The following is a 14,142-nucleotide window of genomic DNA, read 5'->3' on the forward strand; positions in this document are numbered from 1 at the left end:
CAAAAATTACCAGAATGCGTGCTGTAATCGCCTTTAGTTTCTTTTTTCTATGTTCTCTATTGTCTTTTTCTCAAGTTACATCGGCAATAGATTCTACATCTATAAAAATTGGTGAACAAATTACGTATCATATCCAAGTTGAAACCGATACTACAAGTTTAGTTGTTTTTCCGGAAGGGCAATCGTTTTCTCCTTTAGAAATGATTGAATCTTATGCGGTAGATACTTTAAAAAATAAAGACAAATACAATCTTGTTAAAAAATACGGCTTAACTCAATTCGATTCGGGTTCTTATACTATTCCTAGACAAAAAATTATTATTGGTACAAAAACTTTTTTTACCGATTCGCTTAAGGTTGAAGTTAATAATGTTGTTATAGATACAACAAAACAGGGGCTTTACGATATTAAGCCCATTATTGAAGTTGAAAAATCGGCTAGTAATTGGTGGAAGTATTTATTAATTACGCTTTTAATTATTAGTGCAGTAGGTTTTCTTTTGTATTGGTTTATTTGGCGTAAAAAACCACTTTCCGAAGAGGAAAAAATAGCCTTATTACCACCGTACGATCGAGCAAAATTAGCTTTAAAGAATTTAGATGAAAGTCCATATTTAGAACAAGAGAACTTAAAAGATTACTATTCTGAATTAACTTTTATTATTAGAAAATATTTAGATGAAAAGGTTTATGATCGCGCTTTAGAAAGCACAACTGATGAACTTATTAAACGATTAAACATCCTAAAGGAAGGAAATCAAGTCGATTTAAGTAAAGAGGATATTAAAAACTTAGAAAGCATATTAAAACGCGCCGATTTAGTGAAGTTTGCTAAATCTGCGCCAGATATTGAATTGGCAAAAATTGATAGAACTACAATTGATATAGAAATAGATCACGTAAAAGAAGCCTTGCCAGAACCTACAGAGGAAGAAAAGCTTTTAGACGAAAAATATAGAGAAGAACAAGCACGTAAAAAGAAGCGTAATAAAATTATTTTAACCGTAGTTATTGCCGTGTTTTTAATGATTGCAACCTTTGTTGGGTTCTCTTTAAAATATGGTTTCACTTATGTTAAAGATACCATTATTGGTCACGATAGTATCGAGCTTTTAGAGGGTGATTGGGTAACTAGTGCATACGGTGTGCCTCCAATTAATATTACAACTCCAAAGGTTTTAAAGCGTAATATGGTAGAGCTTCCAGAAGAAGCACAAGCTCAAATGAGTGTTACGAGTTTTAGTTACGGTAGTTTGTTAAATTTCTTTAGTGTAGATGTATCTACAATAATTTTAAAACAAGCCAATCCAGAAGAAGATATCGATTTAGAACAGGCTCAAAATGGTGCAATAAAACAATTAGAGCAAGCTGGTGTTACCGATATTTCTGTTTTAAACGATAAGTTTACAACTCCAAACGGTGCTGAAGGTTTAAAAACTCATGGTACGGCGAGTTTCCCTATTTTAAATTCCGATGAATTTTACGAAGGACAATATGTTATTTTACAATTTTCATCTAAAAATATTTTACAACGTATTTCCATTGTATGGAATAAAACTGATGAGTATGCCGACAAAATTGTAGAGCGTATTTTAAATTCAGTTGAACTTAAAAAAGCAGAAGAATAATGTTTGAAGGGATCGAGTTTGTAAATAAAGAGTTTTTCTGGTTGTTCTTGCTTTTGCCTTTGGTAATTGTATGGTATGTGTTTAAACGCAATAAGCAAACGGCAGAGTTAAAAATGTCTAGTTTAAAAGGTTTTAAAGTAACTAGTTCTTGGTTAACTAAGCTTAAGTCTATCATGTTTGTGTTACGTTTATTGGCTTTAACGTTGTTAATTATGGCGTTGGCTAGACCGCAAACCGTAGATGTTTCGTCTAAAACCAAAACAACACGTGGTATCGATATTGTAATGGCTATAGATGTTTCGGCTAGTATGCTGGCTAAAGATTTACGTCCAAATAGATTAGATGCCTTAAAAGAAGTTGCTGCAGAATTTATTAAAGGCCGTCCCAACGATAGAATTGGTTTGGTGGAATATGCAGGAGAAAGTTATACCAAAACACCAATAACTAGTGATAAAGCTATTGTATTGCGCTCTTTAAAAAGTATTGAGTATAATAATATTATTGAAGGCGGAACCGCTATCGGTATGGGGTTAGCTACATCGGTAAATAGATTAAAAGATAGTAAAGCGAAAAGTAAAGTTATTATTTTGCTAACCGATGGTGTTAATAATTCAGGATTTATAGATCCAAAAATTGCTAGCGAATTAGCTATAGAATACGGTATTAAAACTTACACTATTGGTTTAGGTACAAATGGTATGGCATTATCACCTGTGGCTATCGACCCTAGAACTGGGCAGTTTCAATACGGCAGAATTAAAGTAGAAATAGACGAAACGCTATTAAAAGAAATTGCTACCGCAACTGGTGGGAAATATTTTAGAGCGACAAATAATAAAAAATTAGAAGAAATTTATAGCGAAATCAATAAGCTTGAAAAAACAGATGTTGAAGAGTTTAAATTTTATAATTACGAAGAAAAATATAGGCCATTAGTACTCTTAGCAGGGGTCTTGTTGTTGTTAGAATTACTTTTACGTAATACATTATTTAAGAGTTTTGTTTAAACAGAAGTTAGACAGCGGCAAACTCGATAAACAAATTTAAGCATCGAGTTTAACTGCGAAATGAATATTGAAAAACTGAAAACTGATACATGTTTCAATTAGAAGAAAAAATATGGTTTTGGACGCTAGCAATTATTCCTGTAATAATTGTGCTGTTTTTGTTACTTCAATTTTGGAGATACCGTACACAAAAAAAGTTTGCAGATAAAGAGCTTTTAAAGCGTTTAAGCCCTAATAAATCGTTGTTTAAATCCATTTTAAAAGTGGTGGTTTTAAGTTTGGCTTTTTTGTGTTTAACTATTGCTTTGGTAAACCCAAAAGTGGGTACAAAACTAGAAACGGTAAAACGTGAAGGTGTCGATATTGTTTTTGCAGTCGATGTTTCTAAAAGTATGTTAGCCGAAGATATTGCACCAAACAGGTTAGAGAAATCTAAACAATTGGTAACGCAAATTATCAATAATTTAGCCAGTGATCGTGTTGGTATTATTGCATACGCAGGTAAAGCATTTCCGCAGTTACCTATAACTACAGATTATGGATCGGCTAAAATGTTTTTAAACAACATGAATACCGATATGTTGTCATCGCAAGGAACAGCGATAAACGAAGCCATAAAATTAGCAACTACCTATTTTGATAATGAAGAGCAAACCAATCGTGTTTTAATCATTATTTCAGACGGGGAAGATCATAGTGAAGATGCTTTAGCTTATGCAGAACAAGCTAGTGAAGAAGGTATCAAGATATTTACCATTGGTGTTGGAGATTTAAAAGGAGGTCCAATTCCTATTAAAAGAAATGGTATTATTTTAAATTATAAAAAAGACAATCAAGGTGAAACGGTAATTACGCGTTTAAATGAAGATACCTTAAAGAAAATTGCCGAAGAAGCTAATGGTGCTTACATTAACGGGAAAAACACAAATGATGTTGTTGAACATATTCGTGAAATATTAAACGGTATGGACAAAACAGAGTTTGAGGCCAAACAATTCGCCGATTTTAAAGATCAATTTCAATGGTTTTTAGGCTTAGGGATTTTCTTATTACTAATAGATGTTTTCTTGTTAGAAAGAAAAACAGGTTGGTTGAAAAAATTGAATTTATTTAATGAGAATTTATAGTTTCATTAACAACAAAAAAAATCTGAGTTTTTTATCTTAGATAGAAGGATTTAAAAATGAAATACTTAGCAACACTTATAGTTTTATTGGTAAGTCTTTTTTCTTTTTCTCAAGAAGAAGAAAAGACACAGTTATTAGCGCTTAAAAAGGCGAACGATTTTGTTTACGAAGGGAATAACTTAGTGAATGAGGACGATTATGTTTCAGCTGAAATGGAATATAGAAAAGCGATTTCCGAAAACCCAAAAAGTATTGCAGGCGCTTATAATTTAGGTAATGCTTATTACACCAAAGGGAGTTTTGATGAGGCTGTTTTTAGGTTAGAGCAGGCTGCTACGACAGCAACATCCAAATCTGAAAAACATAAAGCCTTCCATAACATAGGAACTATTTTAATGAAAGGTAAAAAATGTAAAGAAGCTGTTGAAGCTTTTAAAAGTGCCTTAAGAAATAATCCTGCAGATGATGAAACGCGGTATAATTTAGGTTTGGCTAAAGAGTGCGCTAAACAGCAGCAAGATCAAGAAGACCAAAATAAGGACGATAAAGAAGATAAAAACGAAGATCAAAAAGACGAGAAGGATAATAAAGACAATAAGGAAGACAAGGAAAATAAAGATAAAGGCGACGACGAGAATAAAGACGATAAAAAGGACGAAGGCGATAAGGACGAGAAGGAAGGCGACGATAAAAAAGATGATGAGGGCAAGCCTAAAGATGAAAAGGAAGATAAAGGTAAAGATGGTGATCAAGATAAAAAAGAGCAACAGCAGCCAAAACCACAGCCCGGACAAATGTCTCCACAGCAAATAAAAAACTTGCTGGAAGCCATGAATAATCAAGAACAAGCCGTTCAAGAAAAAATGAATGCCGAAAAAGTAAAGGGTGTTAAGGTTAAAACCGATAAGGATTGGTAGTTTAGCAGTCCGTTTTCAGTTGTCTAGAGTATTTTAAAATTCGGAAAGATTTTTAAATTTAAAACATGAAATTAGTAAAACACATATCTATAATATTTTTCATACTAATTACAAGTATGGCTTCTGCTCAGGTTAAATTTGAAGCCAAAGTCAGTAAGAAATCATTAGGCGTAAACGAGCGTTTACGTATCGATTTTGAAATGAATAAAGATGGCGATAATTTTACGCCACCCGATTTTTCAAGCTTTAATGTAAGTGGCCCTAACCAATCCGTAAGTAACTCTTGGATTAATGGCGTGCGTACTTATAAAAAAACATATACATACTTTTTAACGCCAAAAAGCCGAGGTAATTTTACCATTTCTCAGGCTACCATTGTTATAGATGGTACGGTGTATAAAACGGTTCCAGTAAAAGTTACAGTTACTGCAGCTGTAGATAAACCTAAGGATCCTAACGATCCAAATTTTATTGCTTCAGAAAATATTCATTTGGTTGCCGAAATATCTAAAACCAATCCATATTTAAATGAAGCTATTTCTGTAGTTTACAAACTTTATGTATCGCCAAATATCGCAGTGGATAATTGGAATGAAGTAGATAGTCCTAGATATAACGATTTTTGGAGCCAAAATATTAACACGCAGGGTCAAAAAGTTCAAAACGGAACTTACAAAGGTGAAGATTATCGCTATTTAGTACTTCGTAAAACAGTATTGTATCCACAAAAAACAGGAGAATTAAATATAGAACCGCTTACCTTAAATCTTTCTATGCGTGTGCCAACCAATCGTCGTGATATTTTTGGTGGCGCTATAATGACGCGCGTTAGCAAAGTTGTATCGGCAGGTAACCAAACTATTTCTGTTAAGTCATTGCCAGAACAAGGCAAGCCAGCAGATTTTACAGGTGCTGTTGGTAGTTTTAGTTTCGATGTATCAAGTTCTAAACAAGTGTTAGATGCTTCGGAATCACTTCAAATAAAAGTAGGAGTAAAAGGTAATGGGAATTTAAAACTGTTTAAGCTACCTAAGCTGTCATTACCGAGTTCTTTAGAGGTTTATGAGCCAGAACATACCGAGAATGTAAAAACGAATTCAGCGGGTATGCAAGGTGATATTTCCGATAGTTATACGGTCGTGCCGCAGTATAAAGGTAAATATCCAATACCGAGTATTTCTTTTTCTTATTTCGATTTAAAGAGCAAGTCGTATAAACGATTAAACTCCGATGAAATTATTATCGATGTTCAAAACGGTCCGTTAAACAATGTAAGTACTAGTGAAACTAACACTACAAGTAATAAACAAGCTGTGGTTTTAAGTAACGACCAATTTGCTTTTATAAAAACTAAAACAAATTTTACGAGTATAAGACCAAGCTATTTCTTTAAAACCAATTTATTTTGGAGCTTGTTGTTGCTGCCGTTTTTATTGATTCCAATTGCAATTGTTTTCCGTAATAAAAAAGCAAGTCGCGATGCCGATGTTTATGGAAACCGTATTAGAAAAGCAGATAAGCTAGCTAAAAAGTATTTAAGTAATGCTAAAAAATCTTTAGGTCAAAAAGAAGCTTTTTATATCGCCTTAGAGAAAGCCTTGCATAATTACTTAAAGGCAAAATTACATATAGAAACCAACGAATTAAGTAAAGATAAAATTGAAGAATTACTATTGAAGAAGCAAGTGGATGCTGAGGTAATTAAAGATTTTAAAGGTATTTTGGAGAGTTGTGAGTTAGCGCGTTATACTCCAATCGACATTGTAACTATGCAAGACGATTTTGATAAAGCAGCTAAAACTATTTCGTTAATTGATAAACAAGCTCGTTAATATGAAGAAGTTATTATACATACTTTCGTTTTTGTTCAGTTTAGGGTTATTTGCTCAAAGCGATGCGCTTTTTAAGCAAGGTAATGCTTTGTATAATGAAGGTAAATACGCTGAAGCTATCCAGAAATATGATGCAATTTTAAATACTAAAAAGCATTCTGCCGATTTATATTATAATCTTGCAAACGCACATTATAAGCTTAATAATATTGCGCCAAGCATATTTTATTACGAAAAAGCGTTGCAATTAGCTCCAAAAGATAAAGACATTAAAAATAACTTAGCCTTTGCTAAAAACATGACGGTAGATGCCATAGGTGTGGTGCCAGAGGTTGGGTTCTCAAAGTTGTTTAAAAGCATAACGCACAGCATGAGTTTTGATGCTTGGGCGAAAACAGCAGTAGTGCTAGTGTTTCTGTTTGTAATATTGTTTTTAATCTATTATTTTGCTTATACTACAGTGCGTAAGCGTTTAACTTTTGTAGGTAGTACTATATCATTAATCTTGTTGTGTGTAAGTTTAGTGTTTGCTTTTCAAAAGTATGCTTTAGATAAAAAAGATAAACCTGCTATAGTTTTTGCTCAAGAAACTCAGGTTAAAAGTGAGCCTAATTTACGTAGTGAAGAGTCTTTTAGGCTTCATGAAGGTACTAAGGTTCAGGTTATAGATTCTGTTGATAATTGGAGGAAAATTAAGTTGTCCGATGGTAAAACAGGATGGCTTGCATCCGAGGATATTAAAACATTAACAGCATTTTAATAGGTAAATTTTTATCACCATAAAATTTAAATAGTATATTAGCGGTTGATAAAATTTTAAAAATTAATGTCGAGAAACGTAGTTTCCATATTCTTTTTGTTTGCGTTTGTGGTGTTTTTATCGACACCAACCATAATTGCTATGGTTGATAATTCGGTAGATATATCGTTGTTTTTCTCTATGGCAGAGGAAGAAGAAAACGGCCATCCAAAAAGTAAAAATGTACAAGACATTATTTTAGAAAATCAAGATCACGAGGGTTTTATAAGCTTAGCTGAAGAAGCAATTCATTTAAGTTATTATGTTAAAAACTACTCGAAACCGTATCTTAATTTAATTTCTCCTCCCCCAAAATTCGCTTAATAATTTATTAGTTATTGAACTATTGTGCTCAATAACATTCGAGTATTAAAAATTATTAAAATTGCTGAAGAATAACGCTTCGGCCAAAGTGAATTTATCTATGTTTAAAAATATTAAGAGCGACTTACCTGCGAGTATAGTTGTATTTTTCGTTGCATTACCATTATGTTTAGGTATTGCATTAGCTAGTGGTGCGCCACTGTTTTCAGGAGTTATTGCCGGTGTTGTCGGTGGTGTTGTTGTTGGTAGTTTAAGTGGGTCTAAACTAGGAGTTAGTGGTCCAGCTGCCGGATTAGCTGCTATTGTTTTAGCTGCTATTAGTAGTTTAGGGAGTTATGAAAACTTTTTGGTTGCAGTTGTTTTAGGTGGTGTTATTCAAATTATTTTTAGCATTTTAAAAGCTGGGGTTATTGGGTATTATTTTCCGTCTTCAGTAATTAAAGGGATGTTAACCGGTATCGGTATTATTATTATCTTAAAACAAATCCCGCACTTTTTTGGTTACGATGCCGAGTTAGAAGGTGCCGATAGTTTTGTTGAAAGTTCTGGTGAAAATACCTTTTCGGCTATTTTCAATATTACAGATCATATTATTTTAGGATCTTTAGTTATTGGTTTAATTGGTTTAGGAATTATCCTTTTTTGGGATAAGGTACTTGCTAAAAAGGCTAAAATATTTCAAGTAATTCAAGGGCCTTTAGTAGCTGTTGTTGCTGGTATTGTTTATTTCGCATTAACGCAAAATCACGATACATTAGGTATTGCATCATCTCATTTGGTAAGTGTGCCAATTCCAGAAGATTTTTCTTCTTTCCTTGGGCAATTTAGTTTCCCAAATTTTGCAGCAATTACAAATCCAGATGTTTGGGTGGTTGCTTTTACAATTGCTTTAGTTGCTAGTTTAGAGACTTTATTAAGTGTTGAGGCTACCGATAAATTAGATCCGCATAAAAACGTAACACCTACTAACCGTGAATTATTAGCGCAAGGTACAGGTAATATTATTGTTGGTTTAATAGGTGGTTTACCTATTACACAAGTAATTGTGCGTAGTTCTGCAAATATTCAATCTGGTGGTATGTCAAAATTATCGACTATTATCCACGGTTTTTTATTGTTAATATCTGTAGTGGTTATCCCGAAATTACTAAACATGATTCCGTTGTCTGTTTTAGCAGCAATTTTATTAGTGGTTGGTTATAAGTTAGCTAAGCCGAGTTTGTTTGTTAAAATGCATAAATTAGGCTGGAAGCAATCTATTCCTTTTACGGTAACTGTTTTAGGTATTGTTTTTATCGATTTACTTTGGGGTATTGGTTTAGGGTTAGCTGTTGGTATTGTGGTTATTCTTTTAAAGAGTTACCAAAACTCGCATTTTCTTCATATTGAAGATAATAGTAACGGAAAACATAAAATTAAAATGACCTTAGCGGAAGAAGTTACTTTTTTCAATAAAGGAGCCATTTTAAAAGAATTAGATAGTTTACCTATTGATACTTATTTAGAAATTAACTTAATAAAAACAAGGTACCTAGATAATGATATTATTGAAATTTTAGAAGATTTCTTGCTAAAGGCTGAGGAAAGAAACATCGATATTAAACTTGTCTCTAAACGTGGTGTAGTAGAAAACCCATCAAGTTTTATTAAGTTTTTTAACGAAAGAGAAAAGTCTAACCTAAGTTTAAGCTAAATCAAATCACTATGAAAAATAAGAAATTTAAAATCTTAGTACTTTCAGATTTGAAAAAGGATACAAACAGCACGATTATAAGTGCTGTTAGTTTATCAAAAATGATAAATGCTGAGGTCGATTTATTTCATGTAAAGAAACCAACCGATGTTATTGCTAGCGACAGTCAATTATCGGCTATGCGCACATTAAATCAGGAGCAAAACCAATCTCGAAATAAAATTAAAGAAACCATAGCGCCTTTAAACAAAGCGTATAATGTTAATATTACTTCTAATTTTGGAATTGGTAATGTAAAATCGGAAATTGAGGCTTACATAAAAGCAACAAAACCAGATGTTATTGTTTTAGGTAAAAGAAGTGCTAAGGTAATTAACTTGATAGGAGATAATGTAACAGATTTTGTGTTAAAAATGCATGAAGGACCTGTATTAATTACTTCTAATAAAAATGAGATTGCTCCAGAAACCGAATTACAAATTGGTTTATTAAATGGGAAATCTCAAGTTTTTAATCAAGCCTTTTCGGAAGATGTACTTGCTAATACTACCAAACCATTAAAGTCTTTTAATTTGGTAAATAGTAAAAATGAAGCCGACGATAAAAATGCTGTAAATGAAGCTATTGATTATGTGTTTGAAAAAAACGATAACACCATTAAAAAATTAGCCGATTATTTAGAGAAAAACCATGTAAATTTATTGTTTGTAAACCGTGCTGATAAAGCAGATGCCGCAGCAAATGATAAATCTGAAATAAAAAACTTAATTAACAATGTTAACGTGTCACTATTTATAACGGGTAGTACACAGAAATTAGCTGTTTAAAAAATTAAATAATAAGATATTATGAAAGCACATACAAAAGAAACACAAGCAACATTAACACCAGATAAAGCTATTGCATTTTTAAAAGAAGGAAACGAAAGGTTTCAAGGAAATTTAAAAGCAAATAGAAACCTTTTAGAGCAAGTAAATGATACCAGTGAAGGGCAATTCCCTTTTGCTACAATTTTAAGTTGTATCGACTCGAGAGTGTCTGCAGAGTTAGTTTTCGATCAAGGTTTGGGTGATGTGTTTAGTGTACGTATTGCAGGTAACTTTGTAAATGAAGATATTTTAGGAAGCATGGAGTTTGCTTGTAAACTTGCTGGTACTAAATTAATTGTAGTATTAGGTCATACAAGTTGTGGTGCTATTAAAGGTGCTTGTGATGGTGCTGAAATGGGTAACTTAACTAAATTAATTGAAAAAATAACTCCAGCGGTAAATGCCGTTTCAGAGCCTAAAGATGAAGGTTTAAGAAATTCTAAAAATTTAGATTTTGTTGATAGTGTATCTAAAAAGAATGTTGAATTAACAATCGATAGAATTCACGCAGAAAGCCCAATACTTACCGAAATGGAAAAGAATGGAGAAATAAAAATTGTTGGTGCTATGTATGATATCAATACAGGAGCAGTTAATTTTTATTAAAACTTTTAAGTATAAAAATACATGAAGAAGAAGTTGAATATGGCAGCATTAATTTTAGTATTAATGCTGCCTTTATTTTCTCAAGCCCAAGAGAGCGATTTAGGGAATTGGCTTGTTTACATAGGCAACAAAAAACTAAATAGTAAATGGAACATTCACAACGAGGTACAATACAGGAACTATAATGCTGTTGGTGATCTAGAACAGCTGTTGTTACGTACTGGTTTGGGGTATAATATTGATGAGAAAAACAATGTTTTGTTAGGTTATGGATATATCCTTTCGAAAAATTATATTGGAGACACAGACGAAAAAGTATCGGTAAACGAGCATCGTATTTTTCAACAGTTTACTACAAAACAAAGTATTGGTAAGGTTGGTTTAAGCCATCGTTATCGTTTTGAACAACGTTTTGTGGAAGATGATTTTAAAATGCGTTTTCGTTATTTTTTAGGTGTCAAAATACCACTTCAGTATAAGGAAGATGGTAATAATCCATTATATCTATCTGCCTATAACGAAATCTTTTTAAATACCGAATCTTCGGTGTTCGATAGAAATCGTGTTTATGGAGGTTTAGGCTATACTTTTTCCAAACAATTACGTATGGAGCTAGGATACATGAATCAGTTTTTCGAAACCTCTGGTAGAGACCAAATTAATGTCATTGCTTTTGTTAATTTCTAATAAAATGTGAGTTTAATTTTTTAAATCGTTAAAAATTTAAGCTAACTTAGGGAAAAGTTTAAAATTAGTATATGAAGAATTTATTTTCAAATATAAAAGGCGATGCCTTTGGTGGAATCACTGCAGGAATTGTAGCACTGCCATTAGCTTTAGCTTTTGGAGTCTCTTCTGGTTTAGGACCAGAAGCCGGATTATATGGTGCTATATTTATCAGTTTTTTTGCAGCGTTATTTGGAGGTACTAGTACTCAGATTTCTGGTCCAACAGCTCCAATGACGGCCGTAAGTATGGTTGTTATTGCTGGTATTGTAGCCGCGAATGATGGGAGTGTGGAAAAAGCACTACCTGCTATTTTAACCGTTTTTATGTTAGCGGGTTTAATGCAAGTTGGTTTGGGTCTTTTAGGTCTAGGAAAATATATTAGATATATTCCTTATCCGGTAGTTTCAGGGTTCATGACGGCTATTGGTGTTATTATTCTATTAACACAAATTTTACCATCTATTGGGTATTATCCAAAGGAAGATGTTGAGTTTGTAGAACAATTTAAACCACTAGCAGAAGAGGTTATACTCGAAAATATTTTAAAAGAAGAAGCTGGCGAAGGTATCTTAGTTCTTGAAAACTTTAAAGAAACCATTAGTCAAGCAGCCAAAATCACGCCAGAACAAATATTAAATGAGTCTCAAACATTAGCAGCCAAAGAAGCTTCTGGAACTGTTGGAGCTCTTAAAGTACTACCAAGAGCATTACAAAACATTAATTGGTTAGAACTTGCCTTAGCACTTGCTACCATATTTATAATTTATGGATTTAAGCGTATTACTAAAGCAGTACCAAGCACATTAGTGGCACTAGTTGTAGTATCAGGAATTGCTTATGGATTTAACTTAGGTTACCGTCCTATTTCTGAAATACCAGGAGGAATTCCTATTCCGCATCTAGAAATGTTCACCAGTTTCAGCTTTGGTAAAATTACGCCATACATATTCACAGCACTTACTTTAGCTCTTTTAGGAGCTATCGATTCACTTTTAACTAGTGTAGTTGCCGATAATATGACAAAAACCAAACACAAGCCAAATAAGGAATTAATTGGTCAGGGAATAGGTAATACTATCGCTTCTGTTTTTGGAGGTATTCCAGGTGCAGGAGCAACCATTCGTACTGTTGTCAATATTAATGCAGGAGGAAAAACTAAACTTTCAGGAATGATTGCTGGTATTATGCTATTAGTAATTATGCTCGCTTTAGGGCCTGTAGCATCAAAAATTCCAGCAGCTGTTTTAGCAGGTATTTTAGTAACTGTTGGTATTGGGGTTATGGATTACAAAGGTTTAAAAGCCATTCCTAGCTTACCACGTGATATTAAAATCGGACCAATAAAACTAAGTTCAGAAGTGCTTATTATGCTTGTTGTTCTATTATTATCCACTTTTTGGGATTTAATTTACGCTGTAGGTATTGGTTTAATTATCGCATCATTAATGTTCATGAAAAAAATTGGAGACTTAACAGCAGAGCGTTCTGATGTGAAATCTTTAAAAGAAGAAACTTGGACCGACGAAGTTGGTTTCCCGGAAAATTTAAAAGAAGAAGTTTTTATCAAACATCTTAAAGGGCCTTTGTTCTTTGGGTCTACAAGCGATTTTCAGGCATTAACATTGCAAATTCCGAATACGGCTAAAACCGTTATTTTAAGATTGGGCCGTATGCAATATATGGATCAGTCGGGCTTGTATGCTATGGAAGATATGCTTCAAGAACTTAAAAAAAATAACGTTGAAGTGTTATTCGTTGGCTTATTAAAACAACCACGATATATGATGGAGCGTATTGATATCATTCCAGATTTTATTCCGAATGAACATATTTTTAAAGATTTTAAATCGTGTTTACAATGGGTAAAAGATAATATAAAAGATGAGATTTAATAGATTTTTGCTTTCGCTGAAATAAAGATAATAACAATGGATTTAGATAAAGTTTTCGAAAATAACGAGGCTTGGATTAAGAAGCAATTAGCAACTTCTAAAGATTATTTTGAAAATTTAGGCAAAGGACAAAGTCCGGAGTTACTTTACATTGGCTGTAGTGATAGCCGTGTAACAGCCGAAGATTTAATGGGTTTAGGCCCAGGGGAAGTGTTTGTACATAGAAATATTGCAAACATGATTTCGGGTAACGACTTAAATGCTATGAGTGTTGTAGAGTATGCTGTAATTCATTTAAAAGTAAATCATGTAGTTGTTTGTGGTCATTATGGTTGTGGCGGCGTAAAAGCGGCTTTACAATCTAAAGATTTAGGCTTACTAAATGGTTGGTTACGTAATATTCGCGATGTATATAGAATTCATAAATTAGAATTAAATAGCATTGAATGCGAAGAGCGAAAATACGATCGTTTAGTAGAGTTAAATGTAAAGGAACAGTGCGTTAACCTTATTAAAACAGCCGCAGTACAAAAAGCCTATAGAGATAGAGGTTTAAAAGTACATGGTTGGGTGTTCGATGTACATACCGGAAAGCTAATTGACCTAAAAATTAATTTTGAAAAGTATTTACACGATATTATGGAGATTTATCATTTGGATTAAAATGATACATAATTTTTAATATCTGGTATATAAAAAAAAGTCCCGATAGTATTTAA

At 32.9% G+C, this 14,142-nt stretch carries 14 protein-coding genes; 13 read left to right on the forward strand and 1 reads right to left on the reverse strand.

Annotation, left to right across the window (positions count from 1 at the left end):
- Positions 1 to 14 precede the first annotated feature (14 nt).
- From BM246_RS07025 to BM246_RS07070, 10 genes are all read left to right on the forward strand, one after another.
- Entirely contained in the window at positions 15 to 1,628 is a 1,614-nt protein-coding gene (locus BM246_RS07025; RefSeq protein ID WP_042496358.1) for a BatD family protein, read from the forward strand.
- Entirely contained in the window at positions 1,628 to 2,635 is a 1,008-nt protein-coding gene (locus tag BM246_RS07030) for a vWA domain-containing protein (protein ID WP_074936768.1), read from the forward strand. Before BM246_RS07025 ends, BM246_RS07030 begins: the two co-directional genes overlap by 1 nt.
- A gap of 89 nt (positions 2,636 to 2,724) precedes the next feature.
- Positions 2,725 to 3,762: a vWA domain-containing protein gene (locus BM246_RS07035; RefSeq protein WP_074936771.1), complete on the forward strand. Its 1,038-nt coding sequence runs from the start codon at positions 2,725 to 2,727 to the stop codon at positions 3,760 to 3,762.
- A gap of 56 nt (positions 3,763 to 3,818) precedes the next feature.
- Positions 3,819 to 4,679, forward strand: a complete 861-nt coding sequence (locus tag BM246_RS07040; RefSeq protein ID WP_042502425.1) for a tetratricopeptide repeat protein — start codon at positions 3,819 to 3,821, stop codon at positions 4,677 to 4,679.
- 65 nt (positions 4,680 to 4,744) lie between these two features.
- Entirely contained in the window at positions 4,745 to 6,511 is a 1,767-nt protein-coding gene (locus BM246_RS07045; RefSeq protein WP_042496042.1) for a BatD family protein, read from the forward strand.
- A 1-nt stretch (position 6,512) separates the two neighbouring features.
- Complete coding sequence (locus BM246_RS07050) at positions 6,513 to 7,271, forward strand: tetratricopeptide repeat protein (RefSeq protein ID WP_042496039.1); 759 nt, start codon at positions 6,513 to 6,515, stop codon at positions 7,269 to 7,271.
- 66 nt (positions 7,272 to 7,337) lie between these two features.
- Positions 7,338 to 7,634 carry a hypothetical protein gene (locus tag BM246_RS07055; protein WP_074936773.1) on the forward strand — a complete coding sequence of 99 codons (297 nt, stop codon included), beginning with the start codon at positions 7,338 to 7,340 and terminating at the stop codon, positions 7,632 to 7,634.
- A 100-nt stretch (positions 7,635 to 7,734) separates the two neighbouring features.
- On the forward strand, positions 7,735 to 9,327 hold the full coding sequence (locus tag BM246_RS07060) for a SulP family inorganic anion transporter (RefSeq protein ID WP_074936775.1): 1,593 nt from the start codon (positions 7,735 to 7,737) through the stop codon (positions 9,325 to 9,327).
- Positions 9,328 to 9,338: 11 nt separating this feature from the next.
- Positions 9,339 to 10,154: a universal stress protein gene (locus BM246_RS07065; RefSeq protein WP_042496033.1), complete on the forward strand. Its 816-nt coding sequence runs from the start codon at positions 9,339 to 9,341 to the stop codon at positions 10,152 to 10,154.
- A gap of 21 nt (positions 10,155 to 10,175) precedes the next feature.
- A complete protein-coding gene (locus tag BM246_RS07070; protein ID WP_042496030.1) occupies positions 10,176 to 10,802 on the forward strand; it encodes a carbonic anhydrase family protein in 627 nt (208 codons plus the stop codon).
- A 5-nt stretch (positions 10,803 to 10,807) separates the two neighbouring features.
- Here the strand turns inward: BM246_RS07070 and BM246_RS20100 are convergent, their stop codons facing one another.
- Complete coding sequence (locus BM246_RS20100) at positions 10,808 to 10,855, reverse strand: hypothetical protein (protein WP_227805568.1); 48 nt, start codon at positions 10,853 to 10,855, stop codon at positions 10,808 to 10,810.
- On the opposite strand from BM246_RS20100, the gene BM246_RS07075 reads away from it, so the two are divergent.
- From BM246_RS07075 to BM246_RS07085, 3 genes are all read left to right on the forward strand, one after another.
- Positions 10,842 to 11,489, forward strand: a complete 648-nt coding sequence (locus BM246_RS07075; protein ID WP_231961834.1) for a DUF2490 domain-containing protein — start codon at positions 10,842 to 10,844, stop codon at positions 11,487 to 11,489. The genes BM246_RS20100 and BM246_RS07075 overlap by 14 nt on opposite strands.
- A 71-nt stretch (positions 11,490 to 11,560) precedes the next feature.
- The gene (locus BM246_RS07080; RefSeq protein ID WP_074936778.1) at positions 11,561 to 13,423 is read left to right on the forward strand and encodes a SulP family inorganic anion transporter; all 1,863 of its coding nucleotides are present in this window, start codon (positions 11,561 to 11,563) and stop codon (positions 13,421 to 13,423) included.
- Positions 13,424 to 13,459: 36 nt separating this feature from the next.
- Positions 13,460 to 14,086, forward strand: a complete 627-nt coding sequence (locus BM246_RS07085; protein ID WP_042496025.1) for a carbonic anhydrase — start codon at positions 13,460 to 13,462, stop codon at positions 14,084 to 14,086.
- Positions 14,087 to 14,142: the final 56 nt, after the last annotated feature.

It is taken from the genome of Algibacter lectus (genome assembly GCF_900112395.1).
In the GTDB taxonomy this organism is placed as follows: domain Bacteria; phylum Bacteroidota; class Bacteroidia; order Flavobacteriales; family Flavobacteriaceae; genus Algibacter; species Algibacter lectus.